The sequence below is a fragment of the Rhodocytophaga aerolata genome (assembly GCF_030503435.1).
Taxonomy (GTDB): domain Bacteria; phylum Bacteroidota; class Bacteroidia; order Cytophagales; family 172606-1; genus Rhodocytophaga; species Rhodocytophaga aerolata.
Genome location: NZ_JAUKPO010000002.1, coordinates 194,377 through 215,968, shown reverse-complemented (window position 1 = coordinate 215,968; position 21,592 = coordinate 194,377). Strand labels below are relative to the sequence as shown.

19 protein-coding genes are annotated in these 21,592 nt (G+C 42.5%); 14 read left to right on the top strand and 5 right to left on the bottom strand.

Going from position 1 to position 21,592, the window contains the following annotated elements:
- Positions 1–94: 94 nt before the first annotated feature.
- Together Q0590_RS05350 and Q0590_RS05345 are read left to right on the top strand one after the other, a co-directional pair.
- Positions 95–832: a (Fe-S)-binding protein gene (locus Q0590_RS05350; RefSeq protein WP_302036463.1), complete on the top strand. Its 738-nt coding sequence runs from the start codon at positions 95–97 to the stop codon at positions 830–832.
- Positions 832–2,223: a lactate utilization protein B gene (locus Q0590_RS05345; protein WP_302036778.1), complete on the top strand. Its 1,392-nt coding sequence runs from the start codon at positions 832–834 to the stop codon at positions 2,221–2,223. The genes Q0590_RS05350 and Q0590_RS05345 overlap by 1 nt, the downstream gene beginning before the upstream one ends.
- A gap of 315 nt (positions 2,224–2,538) precedes the next feature.
- Here the strand turns inward: Q0590_RS05345 and Q0590_RS05340 are convergent, their stop codons facing one another.
- The 3 genes from Q0590_RS05340 to Q0590_RS05330 form a co-directional block, all read right to left on the bottom strand.
- Complete coding sequence (locus Q0590_RS05340; protein ID WP_302036462.1) at positions 2,539–3,321, bottom strand: LytR/AlgR family response regulator transcription factor; 783 nt, start codon at positions 3,319–3,321, stop codon at positions 2,539–2,541.
- Complete coding sequence (locus Q0590_RS05335; RefSeq protein ID WP_302036461.1) at positions 3,296–4,351, bottom strand: sensor histidine kinase; 1,056 nt, start codon at positions 4,349–4,351, stop codon at positions 3,296–3,298. The genes Q0590_RS05340 and Q0590_RS05335 overlap by 26 nt, the downstream gene beginning before the upstream one ends.
- 93 nt (positions 4,352–4,444) lie before the next feature.
- The gene (locus Q0590_RS05330) at positions 4,445–4,969 is read right to left on the bottom strand and encodes a hypothetical protein (RefSeq protein WP_302036460.1); all 525 of its coding nucleotides are present in this window, start codon (positions 4,967–4,969) and stop codon (positions 4,445–4,447) included.
- Between the two features lie 460 nt (positions 4,970–5,429).
- Between Q0590_RS05330 and Q0590_RS05325 the strand changes: the two genes are divergently transcribed.
- The 11 genes from Q0590_RS05325 (at position 5,430) to Q0590_RS05275 (ending at position 14,916) form a co-directional block, all read left to right on the top strand.
- The gene (locus tag Q0590_RS05325) at positions 5,430–6,014 is read left to right on the top strand and encodes a LutC/YkgG family protein (RefSeq protein ID WP_302036459.1); all 585 of its coding nucleotides are present in this window, start codon (positions 5,430–5,432) and stop codon (positions 6,012–6,014) included.
- A gap of 36 nt (positions 6,015–6,050) precedes the next feature.
- The gene (locus tag Q0590_RS05320; protein WP_302036458.1) at positions 6,051–7,937 is read left to right on the top strand and encodes an aldolase/citrate lyase/malate synthase family protein; all 1,887 of its coding nucleotides are present in this window, start codon (positions 6,051–6,053) and stop codon (positions 7,935–7,937) included.
- A 78-nt stretch (positions 7,938–8,015) separates the two neighbouring features.
- On the top strand, positions 8,016–8,432 hold the full coding sequence (locus tag Q0590_RS05315) for a hypothetical protein (protein ID WP_302036457.1): 417 nt from the start codon (positions 8,016–8,018) through the stop codon (positions 8,430–8,432).
- Between the two features lie 68 nt (positions 8,433–8,500).
- Positions 8,501–8,935 carry a hypothetical protein gene (locus Q0590_RS05310; protein WP_302036456.1) on the top strand — a complete coding sequence of 145 codons (435 nt, stop codon included), beginning with the start codon at positions 8,501–8,503 and terminating at the stop codon, positions 8,933–8,935.
- A gap of 74 nt (positions 8,936–9,009) precedes the next feature.
- The gene (locus Q0590_RS05305) at positions 9,010–10,308 is read left to right on the top strand and encodes an APC family permease (protein ID WP_302036455.1); all 1,299 of its coding nucleotides are present in this window, start codon (positions 9,010–9,012) and stop codon (positions 10,306–10,308) included.
- 108 nt (positions 10,309–10,416) lie between these two features.
- Positions 10,417–11,019 (top strand): hemerythrin domain-containing protein, encoded by a 603-nt coding sequence (locus Q0590_RS05300; protein WP_302036454.1) that lies wholly within the window; start codon positions 10,417–10,419, stop codon positions 11,017–11,019.
- A 246-nt stretch (positions 11,020–11,265) separates the two neighbouring features.
- Complete coding sequence (locus tag Q0590_RS05295; RefSeq protein ID WP_302036453.1) at positions 11,266–12,117, top strand: aldo/keto reductase; 852 nt, start codon at positions 11,266–11,268, stop codon at positions 12,115–12,117.
- A 135-nt stretch (positions 12,118–12,252) separates the two neighbouring features.
- Positions 12,253–12,942, top strand: a complete 690-nt coding sequence (locus tag Q0590_RS05290) for an HAD family hydrolase (protein ID WP_302036452.1) — start codon at positions 12,253–12,255, stop codon at positions 12,940–12,942.
- A gap of 297 nt (positions 12,943–13,239) precedes the next feature.
- On the top strand, positions 13,240–13,866 hold the full coding sequence (locus Q0590_RS05285; protein ID WP_302036451.1) for a chloramphenicol acetyltransferase: 627 nt from the start codon (positions 13,240–13,242) through the stop codon (positions 13,864–13,866).
- A gap of 87 nt (positions 13,867–13,953) precedes the next feature.
- Complete coding sequence (nudK, locus tag Q0590_RS05280) at positions 13,954–14,547, top strand: GDP-mannose pyrophosphatase NudK (protein ID WP_302036450.1); 594 nt, start codon at positions 13,954–13,956, stop codon at positions 14,545–14,547.
- Between the two features lie 6 nt (positions 14,548–14,553).
- Positions 14,554–14,916: a DUF4406 domain-containing protein gene (locus tag Q0590_RS05275; RefSeq protein WP_302036449.1), complete on the top strand. Its 363-nt coding sequence runs from the start codon at positions 14,554–14,556 to the stop codon at positions 14,914–14,916.
- Between the two features lie 43 nt (positions 14,917–14,959).
- Here the strand turns inward: Q0590_RS05275 and Q0590_RS05270 are convergent, their stop codons facing one another.
- Together Q0590_RS05270 and tsaD are read right to left on the bottom strand one after the other, a co-directional pair.
- Positions 14,960–15,712, bottom strand: a complete 753-nt coding sequence (locus tag Q0590_RS05270) for a DeoR/GlpR family DNA-binding transcription regulator (RefSeq protein WP_302036448.1) — start codon at positions 15,710–15,712, stop codon at positions 14,960–14,962.
- 53 nt (positions 15,713–15,765) lie between these two features.
- Positions 15,766–16,770, bottom strand: a complete 1,005-nt coding sequence (gene tsaD, locus Q0590_RS05265; RefSeq protein WP_302036447.1) for a tRNA (adenosine(37)-N6)-threonylcarbamoyltransferase complex transferase subunit TsaD — start codon at positions 16,768–16,770, stop codon at positions 15,766–15,768.
- 191 nt (positions 16,771–16,961) lie between these two features.
- Here tsaD and Q0590_RS05260 point away from each other — a divergent pair, with 191 nt between their 5' ends.
- Positions 16,962–21,551 carry a translocation/assembly module TamB domain-containing protein gene (locus Q0590_RS05260; protein ID WP_302036446.1) on the top strand — a complete coding sequence of 1,530 codons (4,590 nt, stop codon included), beginning with the start codon at positions 16,962–16,964 and terminating at the stop codon, positions 21,549–21,551.
- Positions 21,552–21,592 lie beyond the last annotated feature (41 nt).

Sequence of the window (21,592 nt, the reverse complement as noted above, 5' to 3'; positions counted from 1 at the left end):
TAAAATAACTACAAAATCTTTTCATTTTTGAAGATTAGTTAGTACTTTATCCTGCTTTGAAAATTGCTTATTGGACATACAATAGCTGTACCCTATGACCGTCGGACTTTTTGTACCCTGTTATGTAAATCAGTTATACCCTTCTGCGGCAATAGCTACGTTAGAATTGCTTCAACAACTGAATGTAGATGTAGTATATCCGCTCAAACAAACCTGCTGCGGGCAACCCATGGCTAACTCTGGTTTTGAACACCTGACGCAAAAATGCAATGACCTGTTTATCCAGAATTTTGCCCAGTTCGATTATATCGTGGCTCCTTCGGCCAGTTGTGTATTGCATATAAAAGATCATTTACACTCGCCTGAACAGGAAGAAACAGCTACTGGCATACGAAATAAAATCTATGAACTGGTAGAGTTTTTAACTGATGTCTTAAAAGTTGAAAAGCTGAATGCCCGGTTTCCGCATAAAGTAGGGGTACATCATAGCTGCCACGGGTTACGGGGATTGTATCTGGCACAAATGAGTGAATTAAATGCCGCACCCTTCTCAAAACCTCATCAATTACTCAACTTAGTGCAAGACCTGGAACTGGTAACACTCGACAGGGGCGATGAATGCTGTGGGTTTGGCGGCACCTTCTGTATTGCCGAAGAAGCCGTATCTGTAAAAATGGGCAAAGACCGGGTAACCGATCATCTGAAAAATGGCGCGGAATATATTACCTCCTCCGACCTTTCCTGTCTCATGCATATGGAAGGTATTCTTCACCGGAATAAAAGCAACGTAAAAGTGGTACACATTGCCGAAATATTAAACTCACGTATATGATGCAACCTGCAACAAAAGACCATGCGGCCTTATCAGAGATATTTATTAAAGACGAAGAACGGGTAAACTGGCATGATGGCTCCTTGTGGTGGATCAGGCAGAAACGGGATAAGGTAGCTAAACAGATTCCAGAATGGGAAAGTCTACGGGAAGTTGCCTCTGGTATCAAAAGCAATGTAATTTCAAATTTGCACGAATACCTGTTGCAGTTTGAAGCCAATGCCAAAAAGAATGGAATAACCGTACACTGGGCAGCCGATGCCGAAGAACACAATGCTATTGTGTATTCTATCTTGAAAGCCAAAGAAATAAACCAGTTGGTGAAGAGTAAATCCATGCTAACGGAGGAATGTCATCTGAATGAATACTTGCAGGAACGGGGCATAGATGTAATCAACTCTGACCTGGGTGAATACATTCAGCAACTGGCCAAAGAGCCGCCAAGTCACATTGTATTGCCTTGTATCCATAAACGGAAAGAAGAAATTGGCGAATTATTTCATGAACACTTAGGCTCACAAAAAGGAGAATCAGACCCTACTACCCTTACCCGGATTGCCCGGAAACATTTGCGGAATGTATTTATGACCAGGCGTGGAGCCTTAACAGGCGTTAACTTTGCCGTGGCCGAAACAGGCGAATTTGTGGTATGTACCAACGAAGGCAATGCCGATATGGGTGCCCATTTGTCGGAGGTACATATTGCTTCTATGGGCCTGGAAAAGATTATTCCACAAAAGAAGCACCTGGGCGTATTTTTACGCTTACTCGCCAGAAGTGCCACCGGCCAACCCATTACTATTTATTCCAGTCATTTTAAGAAGCCGCGTCCGGGTCAGGAGATGCATATTGTTCTGGTGGATTGCGGACGGACCCGGCAGCTGGGCCGCGAAGATTTCCGGAATTCTTTGAAATGCATTAAATGTGGTGCGTGCATGAATACCTGCCCGGTTTACCGGAAAAGTGGCGGACATAGCTACCATAATACCATTGCAGGCCCCATAGGTGCTATACTGGCTCCTAACCTGGATATGAAACGGCATGCCGACCTTCCCTTTGCTTCTACACTGTGTGGTTCCTGTTCCAATGTTTGCCCGGTAAAAATCAATATTCATGAGCAATTATATAAGTGGCGGCAGGTAGTAGTAAAAGAAGGCTATGCCGCTAACACCAAAGCCCTGGGGATGAAGGCAATCGCCTGGACACTATCTTCTCCGGGGTCTTACATTACGGCAGGCAAAGCCGGGCGGTGGGTGTTAGCTAATATACCACTAGCTATTAATAACAAACTGAATCCCTGGTACAAACAACGGGATATGCCTGATAGCCCGAAAGAGTCGTTTTCAGAATGGTTTGTTAAAAACAAAAAGAACGGCAAAAAGGAAGGATAGGGTAATCTCCCGGCAACATAGGCATTCTATTCTATAACAATAGGTATAGGGATGGGGAGTAACTGCTATTTCTCTGTTTAAGCAGGAGAGAAATACGTGTATCTATTATATAATTCACATTGTATTTTAATCATTGACTACATACGGAATAGAAAGCTTTTGCCCTCAAGGCCGGGCGGGCCTCGCCTTTGCAACGCCTCTTTATACAATCCGCACAACCTGCTCCCTATGCCAAAGATTATATAAGGTGGCTTATGCGAAGGCTGTTATCAGGTTTTTACACATATATTATTTGTATCACCGATAGCCTCTGCTTTACTCTCCCAGCCACAGCCGGAGTTCTGCGGCTTTCTCCCGGCTGATAATAATATCTTCATCCGGTTTTGGCGTAATCTCTACTTTTAATTTGCTCTGGAAATAGTGATGCACCCGGGTTACCGCATGAAATTCAATAATGTATTGCCGGTTTGCCCGGAAGAAGTTTTTGGGGTTCAGCGATTTTTCTAATTCATCCAGGGTGTAATCAATTAAATACTGCTTGTCGCTTTTAGTACGCACATAATTTAGCTTGTCCTTGGTGAAAAAACAGGCCACCTCTGTAGTGGCAACCGGGAACATTCGCTGCCCTTGTTTCACTAAAATTCTGTCGCGGCTTTCCTGAATGGGGGCCTTCCGCTGAGTCCGCAACTCCTGTAACAGAATGTCCATATTGACAGAAGACGGATTATTATCGCCATATACTTTCTTAAGACTCTGCAACTTTTGCAGGCTTTGCTGTAGTTCTTTTTCTTGGATAGGCTTGAGCAGATAATCAATACTGTTGACTTTGAATGCCCGGATCGCATATTCATCATACGCCGTGGTAAAAATTACCGGGCACAGCACCTCTACTTGTTCAAAAATTTCAAAACTTTGTCCGTCTACCAGTTCTATATCCAGTAGCATCAGATCCGGAGGCGGGTTTTGCCGCAGCCAGTGTACGGAGTCAGCCACACTCGTAAGCACAGCCTGCACCTGTGTGCCGGGAGCTAGTTCCTGCACCATTTTACTAATCCGGCGGGCGGCTATCGATTCATCTTCTACTATAACTAAGTTCATCCTGTTTATGACTAATGAGCGGTACAATTACCTGAAAATGTGTGCTGGTTTTATTGATGATAATATCTGGCTGATTTAACAGCTGGTACTTAGCCGAAATATTCACTAATCCCATTTTATTAGAGGGAACAGAATGCTTCCGCTTCTGCAGGTTGTTCGATACAATCAGGTTGCCTGCTTCGTCTGTGTAAATCCGGATATGTAGGGGCATAGCTTCCGAAATCATGTTGTGCTTTACGGCATTTTCTATCAATATCTGTAAGGTGAGCGGAGGCAACAAATAATCGTTCAGGCCAGGGGCTGTGTCTGTCTCCAGCGAAAGCCCTTCTTCAAACCGCGTTTGTAGCAGATAAAAGTAAGCCTCTATAAACTCCAGCTCCTTTCTTAAGGAGGTTAGTTGTTTCTCATTGCTTTGTAGAAGATAGCGGTAGATGGTAGACAGTTCTTCGATAAAGCGTACGGCCCGTTTGGGGTCTTCTTCCACTAAGCCCGAAAGAGAATTAAGGCTATTAAACAAAAAATGCGGACTCACCTGGTTTTTGAGCGACTCCAGCTGGCTTTGTAAGTTCTTTTTTTCCAGTGCTTCCCGTTCACTTACTGATTTTTTCCAATGCTCCAGATAGTACAGCGCTTCATAGATCCCGGCAATTAACTGGCAAAAAAACAAGGTCATGCCAATGCTGTAGAGATAACTGAAAAGAGTTATTTCTTCCGGCTGCCAGAATTTTATCCATATTTCCACCCACACATGCCAGGAGCCAATTACTATAGCCGATAATACGAGTGCAGCCCCCAGGCATAGCAAACGTGCCCGTATCCGCTTCAGTCCAGGATATAGGGACCTGCTGAACCGTATGGCCAGCCGGGTAGCCATCCACATCACCCAGGTAAAAAGCAGTTGCCAGCCTATCACTAACATTGCCGGCTGCTGATCCACCAGAATGCGTTGCAGATAGAAAAACAAGAAGAAAATAATATTCTGGATGAGCATGCCCCAGGCCCAAAGTCTGCTATCATTCAGTTTCTCCATGTATATACCAGGGGTGCGTACGTAACACTATTGCTTATGTAAATTACCATTTATTCACGAAATACCAGGTAGACTATCTAACGGATTCCCAATTTAAGCATACGTAGCCGGCTTATTTGCTTCCATTAACACCGAATTGCCTGGAGTAACTCTCCTACCTTTCAATGTAAAAGTCAGCGTCAGGAGTAATAATCCTGAGGTGATCACTGGTAGCAGACTAATCGGATTAAACGGAAACAGAGGCAGAATAATGGCACTTTGCAACACACAGGCTAGCACAACAGACCGGTAAACTGTTTTGTTTCCGCGGCTCAGCTGTTGAATGGCATGCAGTAAATAGCCATTGATCAGGACTAACAGCACCCCAAACTGAATAAGTGTATAGAATTTCATATCGTACTGGAACACGCCTGCCTGTATGCGGATAACGGCAAACGTAGTGATGGCAATCAGGTGAGCCATCATGTTCAGCAGGGGGTACATTGCCAGAAATACCAGAAAATACGTAAAGCCCTTTTTAGAAGCATATTCCGGATGCCGGTACAAAACAAAGTTGTAAAGAAAGCAGCAAACAATGGTTATTGCCAGAATCAGAAGATCAGTACTAAGAGTATTCATAAGAGAAAATAGGATTGATTGGAGTGGCTATAGTTTATCTAAGAATGCCTTACAAAAATATAGCATTCGTCTGGCCTATAAAATGGAAGCAGTTTTCAAATGCTAAATAGCCTGTTTGAAGTGTAAAAAGTAAATGTTGAAAAGTAATAAGTTATACAGGTCTTTCAATTATAGTTTTTTAGCAAATAATTACTTGAGCTTTACGCTAAACCCTGTTAGGTTTTGAAAACTTAACAGGTTTCTAGTTCACTGTAAAAGCTATAGGTGTTTTGAGAACAGGCTTTTTATCTAAGTATTATTTGCTTAAATCTACCTGCCAGCAGGCGAAGGGAAATGCTTAGTAGTAGCTAGCCAGTAAGCAGCAAACTATTGTACTACTATATATTGTATATGTTCTATTTTTTTATGTCATTTGGTATAGCAGAAAATTCTGTTGAAAGAAGAAAATCTTGTTCTATACATGAGCAGCAGAGAAAAAATACTGGCAGCCGTCCTGGAAAATCAGCCCTCTAAAAGTCCTTTACCTGATATGAGTGCATTTAAAGGTGCTACAGAAGGGATTGTGGAAAAGTACATGGAAACCTTTATTAGTATTGGAGGCAGTGTGTTTAAGGGTGCTTCCGCAGATGACATAAAACAGCTGATTCAGGAGAATTTTGATACCAGCAAACGTATCATTACTACTTTGCCGGAACTAGCAGATCCGATAGAACTGCTTTCCCCAACTGTTGATCCGCATACGTTTCAGGATGTGGAGTTGGCCGTAATTAAAGCTCATCTGGCGGTGGCCGAAAATGGCGCTGTATGGCTGACAGAGCAAGTAATGGGGCAGCGGATTATCCCGTATATATGCCAGCATCTGGCTGTGGTGGTAGAAGTAAAAGATATTGTTCCCACCCTGCACGAGGCTTATGGGCTGATAGGTGAAGGGCAATACGGGTTTGGTGCTTTTATAGGCGGCCCCTCCAAAACGGCTGATATTGAACAAGCCCTCGTCCTGGGAGCCCACGGCCCCATCTCTATGACGGTTTTTATAATGCAATGATTGAGTAATAACAAGTATTTAATCCCATAATACTGAATGACAAACCATAATCTAATCATCCGCAACAACCTTCAACAAACCTATAGTGATGTATATACGCCTGAAGTCCTTTCGGCTCTTGCTGCCCTGGCTCATTTTAATAAAGACATTAAAGAAGCGATGGCTGCCCGTATGGAAAGGCGGAAACAACGGCAGCAAAATAAAAAGCGGATTACTTTTTTAGACCCGGAGAGTACTATTCCCCGTACCAGTATTACCGTAAAAGATGCCAGAGTCGGTAATTTTGAAGGTTCACTTATTCCGCCAGATTTACAGCGGCAATGGATACAAGGCACCGGACCTGCTGCTAAACCCAATGCTCCCCTGGAAAGCAGCATCCGCAATGTGGCCTATGCGTTACTTTCTGGTGCCGATGGCTGGATGTTCGATGGAGAAGATGCCCTGGGGCAGACCAATGCCATGTCACTAGATAATCAGCGGAACCTGAAGCTGGCTATCGGCAAAGATCCGGTATTTATGCAAGCAGCCGAAAAGGTAGCCGGTGAAATGAACCGCTGGTCCATGGATTTCTTTGGCCGGAATATCATCAGCGACTGGCAGCAGCAACTCAACTTTACTACCAAAATCTTTCGTGCCCGGGGCCTGCATCTGGACGACCGCCATATTCGCGATGCCAATGGCGTGGCGATGGCTGCCTCTCTGGTAGATATGATCTTGTATGTGGTAAACAATTACCAGCAACTACAACAAGCCAATTCCTCCATTGTACTATACCTGCCCAAAATCCAGACAGCCGGAGAAGCTGCCTTATGGAACGATATGCTCTCTGCTTTGGAAATGCATTTGGGTCTTTCAGTAGGTACTATTAAAGTATATGTACTGGTCGAGCAACTGGAAGCCACCTACCAGTTAATGGAGATCCGGGCAGCTTTAGGGAAACATTTTGTAGGATACAACACCGGCCGCTGGGACTATATCAATAGTGTATCTGATGCCATGGCTTGGGACAAAACCTTTATTAATCCCAACATAGAAGCCATTACCATGACCTATGGCTACATGCGCAACTATGAAGACCGGGTCCGCCGGGCCGTAAATACGCCTGATAAGCATGGTCATTTTGCCTTGTGGCAGGGAGGCATGGAACCCAATATACCGGTAGGTTCACAAGCCGGTGTTTCGGCCAGCATGCAGAAAGCCGTAGCCGGAGCCGAGCGGGAACAGCGGGAAGGAGCCAGTGGCAAATGGGTGGCTCACTGGAAAATGGTGCATATTGTACGGCCGGTGTGGGAGAAAATAGGCGAAGTAAATGGATTAGGCAGAAAGTTTCCACCCCTTACCTATACACAGCAAGATGCCGATGGCTTGATTCAATTAGAGGAAGCTCCCGGAACTATCCGCGGTGCCCGTAACTTGCTGAGTGTGGCTTTGCAGTATGGAAATGCCTTTGGGCAAGGCATGCAGGCAGCAGCGCTGAAACCCGCCGATTTCTTTGGCAATGACGACATACTCTACCTGATGGAAGACATGGCTACCGGTGAAATCCGCCTGAGTATTCTATGGGAATGGCTGCACAAAGAAGCCAGGTTAACAGAGGATGATCCGGAAACAGGTGTAAAAGCCGGAGACGTATTTTCGCAAGAGCTGTATACTCGGCTGATGCAAGAAGAATATGAAAAGCTACTTAAGGCCGGTAACAAAGATGTACACGACGACTCCAAGCGAACCACCTTACCCATTGCCCGCCAGATAGCAAATACCTATGTGCTACATGAGACCAAGCCACCCTGGTTTATTGACCTGCTCAACATTAACCTTAATAATATGAATGCCGATGTAGCAGCTCAACGCATTAAATTATATATAGATACTTTACAAAGTAAAGGCAGCCGGATAACTGAAAATTTAGACTTTGTGGTGTGAGTCAATAAATATGTCTGTAATTCTTTAATAGAAAGAGTATAAGTGATCAGCATTGTCGATTTTATTAGGAGTGGGAAAATGGAAGGTATTGATTTTTCTATAACAAGAGAAAAACTCATTGCGCTCTTGGGAGAGACTACGTTTAAAGGTAAGAGCAGAAAAAAGGATAAGTATCCCACGGTTTTAAAATATGATAAAGTTGAATTCTATTTTATCAGTACAGAAGATAATAGATTGAATGGAATAATAATTCAACCAAATATTTCTCCTGCACCAAGCGGAAAAATAAGCTATATGTATGGTTGGGTTAAGGGAAATATGGCCTTTATTGAAGTGACTAATAAATTAAATGAGTCAGCTATAGACTATCAAATTACAAATGATGCTACTATCAAAACAAATAGCGGTATTGATTTTTGGTTCTATCGTGATACTGTGCCACAAGAAAATTTAATATTATGCAAGATTGGTAGATTTGTTGAGTTGCCTATTTAAGTATGTTATAAAAAACACCCGTTTGCGTTAAAACCGGCCATTGGATAAAAGTTGAATCAATAAATTGAATGGCAATTATACTAGCTTTGAATCCTGCTCCAATAGAAATACTAAAGGCGGTTGATGGATGGGTAAAGTTATTAGAACAGGAAGATTATCAATCTGCCTATGAATATACAGAACAAAATACATACTATAAATGGTCTCCTAAGTTAATCCAAGCAGTGATTTATGGCTATGGCTTACCAGTACTTCATGCAAATGGAGAAGTTTATAGAATCACCTGTAGTGATACAGCTACTGAAGATGGTAGAAGACCACAACATGAAATTAATTATCTTGAGGAACCACTGCCCTATGAGGAGAAAGAAGCTGAAATTATTGGACAGATTTGGTATGACTTGCCTTTGAATGGCAAATGGAGTGATCTAACAGCTACTTTCAAAATTGTAAGAAAGAACACTCATTTAACTCTGGAACTGGCTGAAATTCATGTTTTCTAAATAAAAATATAAAAGGTATTTACAGTAGTTAGATTCATTCCTTTATAACTCAAATCTCTGATTCTTCTCAGGTAATGCTGCATAAAGCGAAAATAGGCTGGAAAACGGCTGCCAGTCTGGTGGTAGCCAATATGATCGGAACGGGTGTATTTACCAGTCTGGGATTTCAGCTGGTAGATGTACAAAACACTTGGTCTATTATAGCTTTATGGCTGATCGGGGGATTTCTGGCATTAATTGGGGCTTTTGTCTATGCCCAGCTGGGTACCCATTTCAAAAATTCAGGTGGCGATTATGTTTTTCTTTCGCATACGTTTCACCCCTCCCTGGGCTACCTTTATGCCTGGACTTCCTTGACGGTTGGGTTTTCAGCCCCTATTGCCATAGCTGCCATGGCTATGGTGTACTACCTGAGTCCGTTTATTGAGACAAGGTACGGAAATGTGCTGGCTATTTCCACCATTGTTATCGTAAGCATTTTTCATTCCGTAAGTATCCGGCACAGCGGATTGTTTCATAACCTGTTTACCGCAGTTAAAGTGTTATTTGTACTGGCGCTGATCATACTGGGCGTTGCGTATGCGCCACAGGTAAGCACAAGCCTGAATTTTGATGCCAGCTGGAAAAGAGAATTATTGCTTCCCGGATTTGCAGTATCGCTTATTTATGTGTCTTATGCGTATACCGGGTGGAATTCAGCTGCTTACATTATTGAAGAAATAGAATCGCCGGTAAAAAGCCTGCCCAAAGCCCTGATTAGTGGAACCGTACTGGTAACCGTCTTATATGTGTTGTTGCAGGTGGTTTTTCTCAAACATGCTTCTTATGAGCAGTTAGCCGGCAAGGTAGAAGTAGCTACTATTTCGTTTGGGAATCTGTTTTCTGGAGCCGCTATCCCCTGGGTCAGTTTGTTTATATCCATTCAGCTCATTGCCACCATTAGCGGCTATATATGGATTGGGCCACGGATAACCTATGCTATGGCAAAAGATTATAAATTATGGCGTCCATTAGCTGTCCTCAGCCGGACTGGTGTGCCAGTAAGGGCATTGTGGTTCAATTCAGCTATCAGCATTTTGCTTACCCTTACCAATTCATTTGAACAGGTGCTGTTGTATGCAGGCTTTGTATTGCAGCTAATGGGTACGCTTACTATTTTATCCTCCTTATTTGTAAAGGAAAAACCCACAGCTTTTAAAAGTCCTTTTTCACCGTATCTGCAGCTTATCTATGTACTGTTCAGCCTGTGGGTGATTCTCTATATGCTGTACGACAGGCCTTTTGAAAGCCTGGCCGGCATGGGAATTATTGGTTTGGGAGCTGTTATCTACCTCATAGACCGTAGAAATGACAAAATGCTGCACTCTGCCTAAATAGGCTATTAACCGCAAGGAGTGAATATCATAGCAAAAGATGATTTTTGTCATTTCTGAGCATACACTTAGCCTATACTTTTACGGCTTAGTATAATCAGACATAAAATGGCAACGAATATATCATCAGAATCAGCTTTGCAAAATCCTACTTTACCCCCTGTTACAGAAGCAGACACTCTACTATATCTATCAGCCGGGAAGTGGCCGTTGCCCTATCTGGTAGATTATATTTTGCAGAACCATCATTTTTATGTAACCGATGCACTGCCCAGAATAATGGGTTTGCTGGAGAAAGTAGTAACGGAATATGGCTTAATTCATCCTCAGCTGGAGCAGGTATATCAAACCTTCCGTTCGGTATCCATGCAACTGATCTCCCAGATGCGGAAGGAAGAAATGATGTTGTTTCCCTACATCACCATCCTGGCTAAACCGAAAGATAAAGCCAAAGACGATTGTTGTGCTACTACCTCCTTATCCATTTTATTGCAGGAACTGGAAGCAGAGCATCATAGCATTGAACAGGGACTGGTAGAAATTCGCCGGTTAACACAAAATTTTACACTTCCTCCACAGGTTTGCCATTCCTATGAGTTGCTGTTCCAGTGGCTATCGACGTTTGAAAAGGATATTTATCAGCATGAATATCTGGAAAACAACCTGTTATTTCCAAAGGCGCTTGCTTTAGAAAAAGCAAAGAATCTATAGTGTTCTGTTTTGCATCAGGTTTACAGGCTATTTCATCCCGGCTATTTGTTAATCAACCATTCAGACTATACAACTGAGTGGTTTTTAGTTTTATCGATTTCTTAGGGGATATAACCTGGTAGTTCTAAAAAAATCATCACACATGAACTATCTAGTACGCAAATAGTTTATGGAATAAATAGATAGTATGCCCCTTAGAAATAGTCTGGGGCATCTCTTTTTATCCACCTAAATCAACTATAAAAAATGGCAAACACAAGCACGTTTAACCAAACATTTACCATTGGCGGCGACCTGGAAGTAAACCGCATGGGCTATGGAGCTATGCGTATCACCGGAGAAGGCATCTGGGGACCTCCCAAAGACCATGACGAATCTATCCAGGTACTGAAAAAAGCTGTAGAACTGGGGGTTAACTTTATTGACACGGCCGATAGTTATGGCCCGTATATTTCAGAAGAGTTAATTGCCGAGGCTTTGTACCCGTATCCTAAAGGAGTAGTAATTGCTACAAAAGGGGGCTTATTACGTACAGGTCCGAACCAGTGGCCGGTAAATGCCCACCCCGATCACCTGCAGGAAGCCCTGGAAGGAAGCTTAAAACGGCTGAAATTAGATAAAATTGACCTTTATCAATTGCACCGCGTAGATCCGAATGTGCCATTCGATCAGACTTTTAAGTTTTTGCAGAAAATTCAGGAACAGGGCCTGGTAAAACATATTGGCCTCTCTGAGGTAAGTGTAGAGCAAATTAAGCAGGCACAAGACTATATAAAAGTAGTGTCGGTGCAAAATATGTATAGTGTAGATAACCGTAAGTGGGAAGCTGAACTAGAGTATTGCCAGCAGAAAAATATTGCTTTTATTCCATGGTATCCACTGAATGCAGGCAATGTGCAGGCCGTAAATAAACTTACCCAGATTGGGCAGAAATATAATGCATCAGCCCATCAGATTGCCCTGAGCTGGCTGCTGCATCATTCACCGAATATCCTGCTGATTCCTGGTACGTCTAAAGTGAAACATCTAGAAGAAAACTATAAAGCCGCCGAAATTCAGCTCTCTGCCGAAGATATGCAGGCACTAAATAACCTCTAACCTTAGCAACAGAAAAATAAAAGGGCAGATATATATCTGCCCTTTTATTTTTCTGTGTTGACATTAAAATTTGTTCCGCACATATTGCATCCGTAATTGATCCTTTATTTACCTATATATAATCCATACCACCTGATGACTATAAAAGTAATTGCTTTTGATGCCGACGATACCTTATGGGTGAACGAACCCTATTTCCGGGAGATAGAAATTAAATTTTGCCAGTTGCTGGAAGATTACCTGCCGCAGCATACCGTAGCCCAGGAACTTTTTAAGACAGAAATAGATAATCTGCCGCTGTATGGGTACGGGGTAAAAGGATTTATGCTTTCCATGGTGGAAACTGCCCTGCGTGTGTCCGAAAAAACTTTAAATGTAGAAGTGATAGAAAAAGCCATCCATTATGGAAAAGAATTGCTGGAAAAACCCATAGAACTGCTGGAAGGTGTAGAAGAAGTGTTGCAAGCTTTGCAGAAACATTACCGCCTGGTAGTAGCCACCAAAGGAGATCTGCTTGATCAGCAACGCAAACTGAGAAAATCTGGCTTAGGGCATTATTTCCACCACATTGAGATTATGAGTGACAAAAAAGAAATAGATTATGAAAAATTAATTAAGCGCCTGGATATACAGCCAGATGAATTTATGATGATTGGAAATTCCTTAAAATCTGATGTATTGCCGGTATTGGCTATTGGCGGCCATGGGGTGCACGTGCCGTATCATATCACCTGGGCACACGAGCATATTGATCATCACATAGAGCATCAGAATTTCAGGCAGGTAAAGACTCTCTCAGAAATATTGCCTTTTGTGCTGGCATAAATAGAGATTGGAAGGTGGAAAAGGATCATTTCAGGATTAATTTCTATTAGTGCATATTCCCATATAATCGATAGAAGTAACCCTATTAGGTTTCAAAACCTAACAGGGTTGAGCATCAGGTATAGGATAAATTGTATGTTGGTAAAATACTAGCTACTTGGAATAAATATCGAATGATGAAGAAAATAGCATGTATGTATTCATTATTCCTTGTTCGGGATTCATTATTGCTGTCCTGAACTCCTCATCAATCTTATTTATCTAAACATTTACTCTTCAATTTCAAACCTCTTTCTTATGAAAAAGCCACTAGACCTAACTACCTGGGCCAGAAAAGACCATTTTCATTTCTTTAAACAATTTGAAGAGCCATTTTTCGGTGTTTGTATCAATATAGATTGTACCCGGGCTTATGAAGTAGCCAAAGCCAAGGGCTATTCCTTTTTCCTGTATTATCTCTACCAATCCCTGAAAGCAGCCAATGCCATAGAGCCTTTCCGCTACAGAATTCTTGCAGATGAAGTAGTGATATACGATGCAGTACATGCCTCACCTACCATCAACCGCCCCGACGGAACGTTTGGATTTGCCTATATGGATTACAAAATTACTCTGGAAGAATTCATGCTAGCTGCCAAAAAAGAGATAGAGAAGGTTCAACAGGAGAAAGGCCTGGTACCTGCCATGCAAAGCGAAAATGTAATTCATTATTCGTCTATTCCCTGGATCAATTTTACCAGCTTATCGCATGCCCGGAGCTTTTCTTATAAAGACAGTATTCCAAAAATCTCCTTCGGAAAGGTAACAGAGCAGCAGGGTAAAAAGCAGATGCCTGTTTCTATTCATGTGCATCATGCGTTAATGGATGGCTTCCATGTGGGGCAGTATATCAGTTTATTTGAGGAACTGCTAAACCAGGAGTGAGTTCCGCAAGAAAATAGTTTCTGTGATAGTTGGAAATGAGAAACAGTTTGTTTTATTTTGATCATAAATAATCATAAAGACAATAAAATGATCAAAGAAGTAAGAAACCCTGTTATTACCATTCAGGAAGAGAAAGTATTATCAGATAATTGGTATACACTCAAAAAAATAACCTTCGCTTACCAGCACAAAAATGGCAAAAGGGAAACACAGTCCCGTGAAGCGTATGACCGGGGAAATGGAGCCACCATTCTTCTGTACAACCTGCAGAAACAGACAATTATTCTTACCCGCCAGTTCAGAATGCCTACCTATATAAATGGTAATCCTACAGGGATGCTTATAGAGGCCTGCGCCGGCTTGCTGGACCAGGACCAGCCGGAGGTGGCTATCCGCCGGGAAGCAGAGGAGGAAACCGGGTTCAAGGTAAGAGAGGTGCAGAAAGTGTTTGAAGCCTACATGAGTCCGGGATCGGTAACAGAAAGGTTGTTTTTCTACATTGCCCAATATGAGGAGTCGGATAGAATTACCAGTGGCGGGGGAGTAGAAGACGAAGATATTGAAGTACTGGAAATACCCTTTTCAGAAGCCGTGCAGATGGTAGCCGGTGGCGAAATTATAGATGGTAAAACCATTATGCTGATTCAATACCTGCAGTTGCATAAAATTCTCGAAAGTTAATGTAGTATGCCAAAGAAAGAAATGATCCTGATTGCAGGCCCTTACCGCTCCGGTACCGGCGATGATCCGGCTAAAATTGCCGCCAATATGGAGGTGATGAATGAAGCAGCGCTGCACGTGTTCAATAAAGGATTTATCCCTCTGCTTGGCGAGTGGTTTGCCTTGCCACTTATTGAACAGGCGGGTTCCAAACAGATAGGAGACAAAATATTTAATGAGATATTTCATCCTATAGCCGTTGATCTTATCCATCATTGCGACGGTGTACTGCGGACCGGCGGCCCATCGCAGGGAGCCGATCAGATGGTGATTACAGCAAAAAGGTTAAGCAAAAAGGTATTTACTTCAGTAGAAGAAATAAGCTTTTGAGCCGACAAGGTATAAACTACCTGCAATTTTGAACAAAACGGTTTTAATTTAATACCTGTAAATTTCTCCGCGTATACTGTTCTACTAAATCTGCGGGGGCTTGTTGGTCGGTAATTAATGTGTGAACTATGGAGAGCGGAGCAAAACGGAAATATTTATCTTTCTCTAGTTTACTGGAATCGCAGAGCAAATATACATGACCGGCATTGGCTGCAGCAGCCAGCGTAATAGAAGCTTCTTTTTCACTGTTGGCGCTTAATCCATATTGCAACGAAAGGCCATCTACGCCAATAAATGCTTTGTCTACCCTGTAGCGTTTCAGGTGTTCAATGGCCATAAACCCATGTACGGCCTGCCTGTCTGCATCAATTTCACCACCCATAATATTTACCCCAACCAAAGAGCCCATTAGTTCCTCTACCACAGGCAATGAATTAGTAATAACCCGGATTTTCAAGTGGCGAATAAATGGACAAAGCTGAAAAGTAGTACTGCCGCAATCGATAAACACGGTATCTCCTTCGTTGATCTGTTCAGCAGCCAGCCGGCCGATATATTCTTTTTGCTCTTGCCTAGTAGCTACTTTATTGCTGAAATGCACCGGATCTTTAGCTAAACTTAGCGTTACGGCTCCCCCATGTGTACGTACCAGCAAGCCTTTTTCAGCTAATAAAGTCAGATCCCGCCGCACAGTAATTTCAGAGGTGTTCAGCTTTTGAGCCAGTTCTTTTACTTCCACACTGCCATTCTGCTCCAGAGAAGATAAAATAAGTTGCTTGCGGACTTGAAAGGTCATAAGGTTATATTTGTTCAAAAATACACACAAAACATCACAAATGAGCAAGAGAATTAAAAATCCATCCTGGGTAAAGGGGTTACATCCTGTGAGGCAAACTGTCCGGCCAATGCTTTGTAATGAGCAGCCATAGCAATCATGGCAGCATTATCAGTGCAGTATTCAAATTTTGGGATATATACCTTCCAGTTATACAGGGCTCCGGTTTCGGTAAGTTGTTTGCGTAAGCCTGAATTCGCCGATACGCCACCGGCAATGGCTATTTCCTGGATACCAGTTTCTTTAGAAGCCTTTACCAGCTTTTTCATTAAAATTTGTATGAGGGTATGTTGGATACTGGCACAGATGTCGGGGAGGTTATTTTGGATAAAATCTGACCTTTGTAGGGTTTTATCGCGCAAAAAATACATAAAAGAGGTTTTAATGCCACTGAATGAAAAACTCAAGCCGGGCATGTCTACATTAGGAAAAGTAAAAGCCTTAGGATCACCGCTTTGCGCATATTTGTCTATCAACGGGCCACCCGGATAAGGCAGATCCAGAAGCTTAGCCGTTTTATCAAAGGCTTCTCCTACAGCATCGTCTTGTGTTTCACCGATGATCTGCATATCCAGGTAATCGTTCACTTTTACAATCTGGGTATGGCCGCCACTTACTGTCAGGCAAAGGAAGGGGAACCGTGGAGCAGGATCATCTATAAAATGGGCCAGAATATGCGCCTGCATATGATTTACGCCGATTAGCGGAATTTTTAATCCAAGTGCCAGCGCCTTGGCAAATGAACTCCCGACAAGTAAGGCCCCTAATAATCCCGGACCACGTGTAAAAGCTACAGCATGTAAGTCATTTTTCGTTATCTTTGCTTCCGTTATTGCTTGATTTACAACAGGAATGATATGTTGCTGGTGTGCCCTGGAAGCAAGTTCCGGCACCACGCCTCCATATTTTTGATGAACGGTTTGTGTGGCAATGATATTGGACTGAATTTTGCCATTTATGCAAACGGCAGCTGACGTTTCATCGCAGGAAGATTCTATTGCTAAAATTGTATAATTCATACGCTTTGTAGTCGTTAACAAGAAGAAACGGGAGTAAGTTTATAATAAAACAAGTGTACCTTGCTGAATCATAGCCCTGTTTTTGTTGTTTTACACTAGTTAACCAGGGTTACCACCTTTGTATTTATTAATAAACTAAATCCGGTCATGCATAGGCAAGCCGCTTCTTGAATAATCAGAATAACAGGTAAATGGTGCAAGTTATCACAAAAACAATTATCAGAACATTGCTGTTCACACTAGTATTTGCACTGGTGCTGATAGTAGGTCTGGTAACTGCCTTGCAAATTCCTGCTGTTCAAACCATACTGGCACAAAAAGCCGCCAAAGAAATTTCAACAGCCTTAGGTTTTCCCGTTAGCATTGGCCAGGTGCATATTCGCTGGTTTGACAATGCGCTGTTTGAAGAGGTGCTGATTGCTGACAGGGAAGAGAATCGCATGATAGACGTACCTGAGCTGGCTGTAGATTTTGACCTGCCTTCCTTGCTTACCAAAGGCCACATCAATATAGATGAAGTAATACTAACGGATGGCAAAGTACGCCTGATCAAAAGCAAAAAAGATAATAACCTGAATATTGATGAGTTTATTATTGCTATTAATGAACTAACCCGCCCGAAAGATACCACCAAGACAGGCGGCAAAGTGCCTGTATTTTCTATTGACCGGGTACAACTAGCCAATGTTTACTTCTCCTACAACGACGAGCGGAAAGACTCCATTACCGATGGCTTCGATTACCAGCATATTGCCATCGATAGTATTTATGCCAACACCTTTAACTTCCGGGTGGCCGCCGATACAATAGAAGTAGATATAGATCAGATGCGGGGCCGTGATGCCAGCGGACAAACTCACCTGGATGTAAAAGAACTCACCGGTTTTTACAGGTATACCAAAAGGGCCATGTACCTGTCCGGCTTTTCTGCACACGTTGGAAATAGCATTATAGGGAATTATGTTGAATTCAACTATGAGAGCCCGTCCCATTTGAGTGACTTTAATGATAAAATTACCATGGTAGCTCACATGGACAGCACCAGTATTTATTCAAAGGATCTGGGTTTGTTTGCTCCCTACCTGAACCGCTATGAGGAACGATGGATTGTAAGTGGAGAGTTTAACGGCAAAGTTACCCGCTTCCGTTTAAAAGATGCCCGGGTACATTTTGGAAAATACAGCTCTATCAATGGAGATATTAGCTTTACAGGCTTACCCAACATTCAAGAAACCTTTATTGATATGGATTTGCAGCCCTCTTCGGTAGAGCCTGTAGATCTGAAACAGTACATTCCAGATGCCAGTGCATATGCTACCTTCCAGAAGTTTGGGCGAATTGCACTGAAGGCGAAATTCCTGGGCTTTACCAACGACTTTGTGGCGAATGGCAACTTCTCTACCGAAATAGGCCGGATCGTATCGGACGTAAACCTGAAGCTGAAGGAAAAAAGTGCACAATCTACTTATTCTGGCAAGTTGAGTACCTATGGCTTAAACATCGGCTATCTATCCGGCGAACCCGGGTTACTCCAGTTACTGGATATGAGTGGCGAAGTAAAAGGCAAAGGTCTTTCCATCAAAGATGCCTCCCTGGATTTGAATGCCACCGTCAGGCGGCTTGGGCTGAAGCAGTACGATTATAAAAATATGCGGGTGAAAGGGCATTTTAGCCGCCAGCAATTTAAAGGAAACATTGCCGTCAGAGATACAAATCTTGTATTAACAGCCGATGGCGAAGTGGATCTGAGAGATGGCAAAAAACTGTTTGACATAAAAGCAGACCTGCAAAATGCCAACCTGTATGCACTAAAATTTGTTGATAAGGAAGCCATTATCCGCACTAAGCTAAATGTGAACTTCCAGGGCATAAAGCTGGATGATATGGTAGGTGAAGCTCTTTTCACAGATTCCTATGTTCTCTATAACAACCGCGATTTAATCATAGATTCGGTATACCTGTTTGCCTCCAAAGATGAAACTAGCCGAACCGTTTATCTGGATTCCGATTTTGCTTCCGCCGGTTTGCAGGGAAATTTTGAATTTTCCAGAGTTTTGGAAGATGGAGCCCAGTTGTTGCAAGAATATAAACTAAGTTTTGCTGATGCCGCCGCTGCAGAAAGCTATTACCAGAAAAAGAATAAAACCCGGCTTGGCACAGCTAAAAATTATAAAATAGATATAACTACCGAACTTAAAGATATAAATCCCCTGCTGGTTATGTTCTATCCCTCCTTGTATGTATCGAAAGGGACAAAAGCCGAAGGGGTATTTTCCAACGGGGCTGCCTCTATTGTTTCTTTTAATACACAGGTAGATTCCCTGCATTTTAAAGAATATAAGTTTTATAACTCGGTTGTTGATATTACTACTTCCAAGCTGGCAGATAGTGCCAATGTACTGGCCCAGGCGTATATTCATTCCGACAGGCAACAACTAGGCTCGGCACCAGCCACCGAAGGACTAACCGTAGAGGCTATCTGGGGCAACAAACAGATTGACTTCAATAGCACCATCAGGCAAACAGCCAGTTCTAATTATGCCAGCCTGAAGGGGAATGTACAGATCTTACCCGAGGTAATAGAACTGGTTTTCAAGCCGTCACATTTTCAGGTACTCGATCAGGAGTGGCACATTGCCAAAGAAAACAAAATCTCTTTCCAGAAGAAAGACATCAATTTCAATAACCTGACCATTTCTAACCGTTTCCAGGTCATTTCTGTTAACGGCACCATTTCCGATAATCCGGAAAAAGAAGTGGAGCTTTTAGTGAAGGAATTTAAAATGCAGACGCTTAACCCGATAATTGGCCGTCAATTGCTGGGCACAGCAAATGTATTTGTAAAAGTTAAAGATTTTTACAAAGATGTAAATGTGCAAAGTGAACTGGAAGTAGGGGAACTGGTAATAGATAATTTCTTGATTGGTGATATCAGCGGGCAAACTACCTGGGATGTAATTAACAAACGGATTGGTGTAAATTACCAGGTTTACCGGATGCGAAACCGGATTCTCTCCTTGTCTGGCTTTTACGATCCACAGGCGGAAGAAAATGCCCTGGCTATGCAAGCTTCGTTGAATAAAACCGACCTGGAGATATTAGAGCCATTCTTTAAAGAACATGTTTCCAACATAGGAGGTACCGCCAGTGGCCGTTTGCAAATTACTGGTATGCTTACTGCACCCATGTTGAAGGGCGCATTAACGGTAAATGGAGGTAGATTTAAATACAATTACCTGAATACTACCTACCACTTTAACGACAAAGTTTACTTCAGTGAAAATGAAATAGGGGTAAGGCAACTGCAACTGTATGATCAGGATAATAACCTGGCCTACCTGAAAGGGGGGGTCTTTCATGATGGGTTCAGAGATTTTGTAATAGACCTGAGTGCTACCATGCAGAGCTTCCAGGTGCTTAATACCACAGCCAAAGACAATGATCTGTTTTATGGAACAGCCTATGCAACAGGCAACCTTTCTATTTTGGGTTCTATCAGCAACTTAACTATTACGGCCAATGCCTTAAGTAATAAAGGCACAAAAATTTATATACCCATTGGCGGTACCTCCAAAACAGTAGAGCAAAAACAGGATTTTATCACCTTTATCAGTAAGTCACAAATAGGGGATACGGTGGTAACAGAAAACAAAGCATCCGTGAATTTATCAGGCATCAAGCTTGATTTCAATTTTGAAATAACCCCGGATGCCTATTGTGAAATTATTTTTGACATTAAATCCGGAGACATTATCCGGGGTAATGGCAATGGGAAAATCAAGATGCAGATAGATACAGAAGGTGACTTTACCATGTTCGGTGATTATGAAATCAGTAAAGGGGCGTATAATTTCACGCTGTTGAATGCCATTAACAAAGAATTTAAGATTAAGGAAGGCAGCCGCATTAGTTGGTCGGGCGATCCCTACGGAGGTATACTGGATATTAACGCCACCTATGAACAAACGGCTTCGCTGTTTCCCATCATAAAAAATGCGCTAACCGGAGATAGAGAAAACCCAGCACCGCAATACACCAGACGCTATCCGGTTACTGTGCTGATGAAGCTTACAGGAGACCTACTATCGCCAGATATCGACCTGGGCGTAAACTTTGACGATTATCCGCAGAATGATCCTATTTTTATGGCGTCTATCCTGAGTTATAAATCACGCCTGATGACTGATGAACAGGAGTTGAACAAACAGGTATTTAGTCTGCTTGTTTTGCGGCGATTGTCTGAAGAGGGGGCATTCAGTGGGGTGGAAGGCTCGGTGGGAAGTAGTTTAAGTGAGTTATTATCCAACCAGTTGAGTTACTGGGTATCTCAGGCTATTGACGAAAACCTGGAAATAGACATGAACCTCAACACCATGGACCAAAATGCCTTAAATACCCTTCAATTGCGGTTGTCTTACTCGATGTTTGATGGAAGGCTTCGGGTAACCGGCCAGTCGGATAGCCGCTCTATGCTGGGCGACTGGACAGTAGAGTACATTTTAAGTAAAGATGGCCGGCTGAAGTTAAAAATGTTTAACCGCTATAATCAGAATGTAGTGATCTCTGATATGAGTAACACCAATATGGTTACAGGGGTTAGTTTATTGCATTCGCAAAACTTTAATAACCTCAAGGATATCTTTTCTTTCAAGAGAAAGAAGAAAAAACAAGCTCCGGTAGTAGATGCTGAAGAAGAAGATATTACTACCCAATCGATTCCCACCAACAGCACTACTGGCACCACTAATCAGAATTCCTCAACAGAACAAAAGAAAAAGTAGCATCCAGGTTTTATTAATATATTGCAGGTTACATAGATAAA

Coding starts and splice junctions, on each gene's coding strand:
- Q0590_RS05350 (WP_302036463.1), top strand. CDS start 95: ATGACCGTCGGACTTTTTGTACCCTGTTATGTAAATCAGTTATACCCT.
- Q0590_RS05270 (WP_302036448.1), bottom strand. CDS start 15,712: ATGACCTTTCAAGTCCGCAAGCAACTTATTTTATCTTCTCTGGAGCAG.
- Q0590_RS05295 (WP_302036453.1), top strand. CDS start 11,266: ATGGCAAACACAAGCACGTTTAACCAAACATTTACCATTGGCGGCGAC.
- Q0590_RS05305 (WP_302036455.1), top strand. CDS start 9,010: ATGCTGCATAAAGCGAAAATAGGCTGGAAAACGGCTGCCAGTCTGGTG.
- Q0590_RS05325 (WP_302036459.1), top strand. CDS start 5,430: ATGAGCAGCAGAGAAAAAATACTGGCAGCCGTCCTGGAAAATCAGCCC.
- Q0590_RS05285 (WP_302036451.1), top strand. CDS start 13,240: ATGAAAAAGCCACTAGACCTAACTACCTGGGCCAGAAAAGACCATTTT.
- nudK (WP_302036450.1), top strand. CDS start 13,954: ATGATCAAAGAAGTAAGAAACCCTGTTATTACCATTCAGGAAGAGAAA.
- Q0590_RS05290 (WP_302036452.1), top strand. CDS start 12,253: ATGACTATAAAAGTAATTGCTTTTGATGCCGACGATACCTTATGGGTG.
- Q0590_RS05345 (WP_302036778.1), top strand. CDS start 832: ATGCAACCTGCAACAAAAGACCATGCGGCCTTATCAGAGATATTTATT.
- Q0590_RS05300 (WP_302036454.1), top strand. CDS start 10,417: ATGGCAACGAATATATCATCAGAATCAGCTTTGCAAAATCCTACTTTA.
- Q0590_RS05260 (WP_302036446.1), top strand. CDS start 16,962: ATGGTGCAAGTTATCACAAAAACAATTATCAGAACATTGCTGTTCACA.
- Q0590_RS05315 (WP_302036457.1), top strand. CDS start 8,016: ATGGAAGGTATTGATTTTTCTATAACAAGAGAAAAACTCATTGCGCTC.
- tsaD (WP_302036447.1), bottom strand. CDS start 16,770: ATGAATTATACAATTTTAGCAATAGAATCTTCCTGCGATGAAACGTCA.
- Q0590_RS05335 (WP_302036461.1), bottom strand. CDS start 4,351: ATGGAGAAACTGAATGATAGCAGACTTTGGGCCTGGGGCATGCTCATC.
- Q0590_RS05320 (WP_302036458.1), top strand. CDS start 6,051: ATGACAAACCATAATCTAATCATCCGCAACAACCTTCAACAAACCTAT.
- Q0590_RS05310 (WP_302036456.1), top strand. CDS start 8,501: ATGGCAATTATACTAGCTTTGAATCCTGCTCCAATAGAAATACTAAAG.
- Q0590_RS05340 (WP_302036462.1), bottom strand. CDS start 3,321: ATGAACTTAGTTATAGTAGAAGATGAATCGATAGCCGCCCGCCGGATT.
- Q0590_RS05330 (WP_302036460.1), bottom strand. CDS start 4,969: ATGAATACTCTTAGTACTGATCTTCTGATTCTGGCAATAACCATTGTT.
- Q0590_RS05275 (WP_302036449.1), top strand. CDS start 14,554: ATGCCAAAGAAAGAAATGATCCTGATTGCAGGCCCTTACCGCTCCGGT.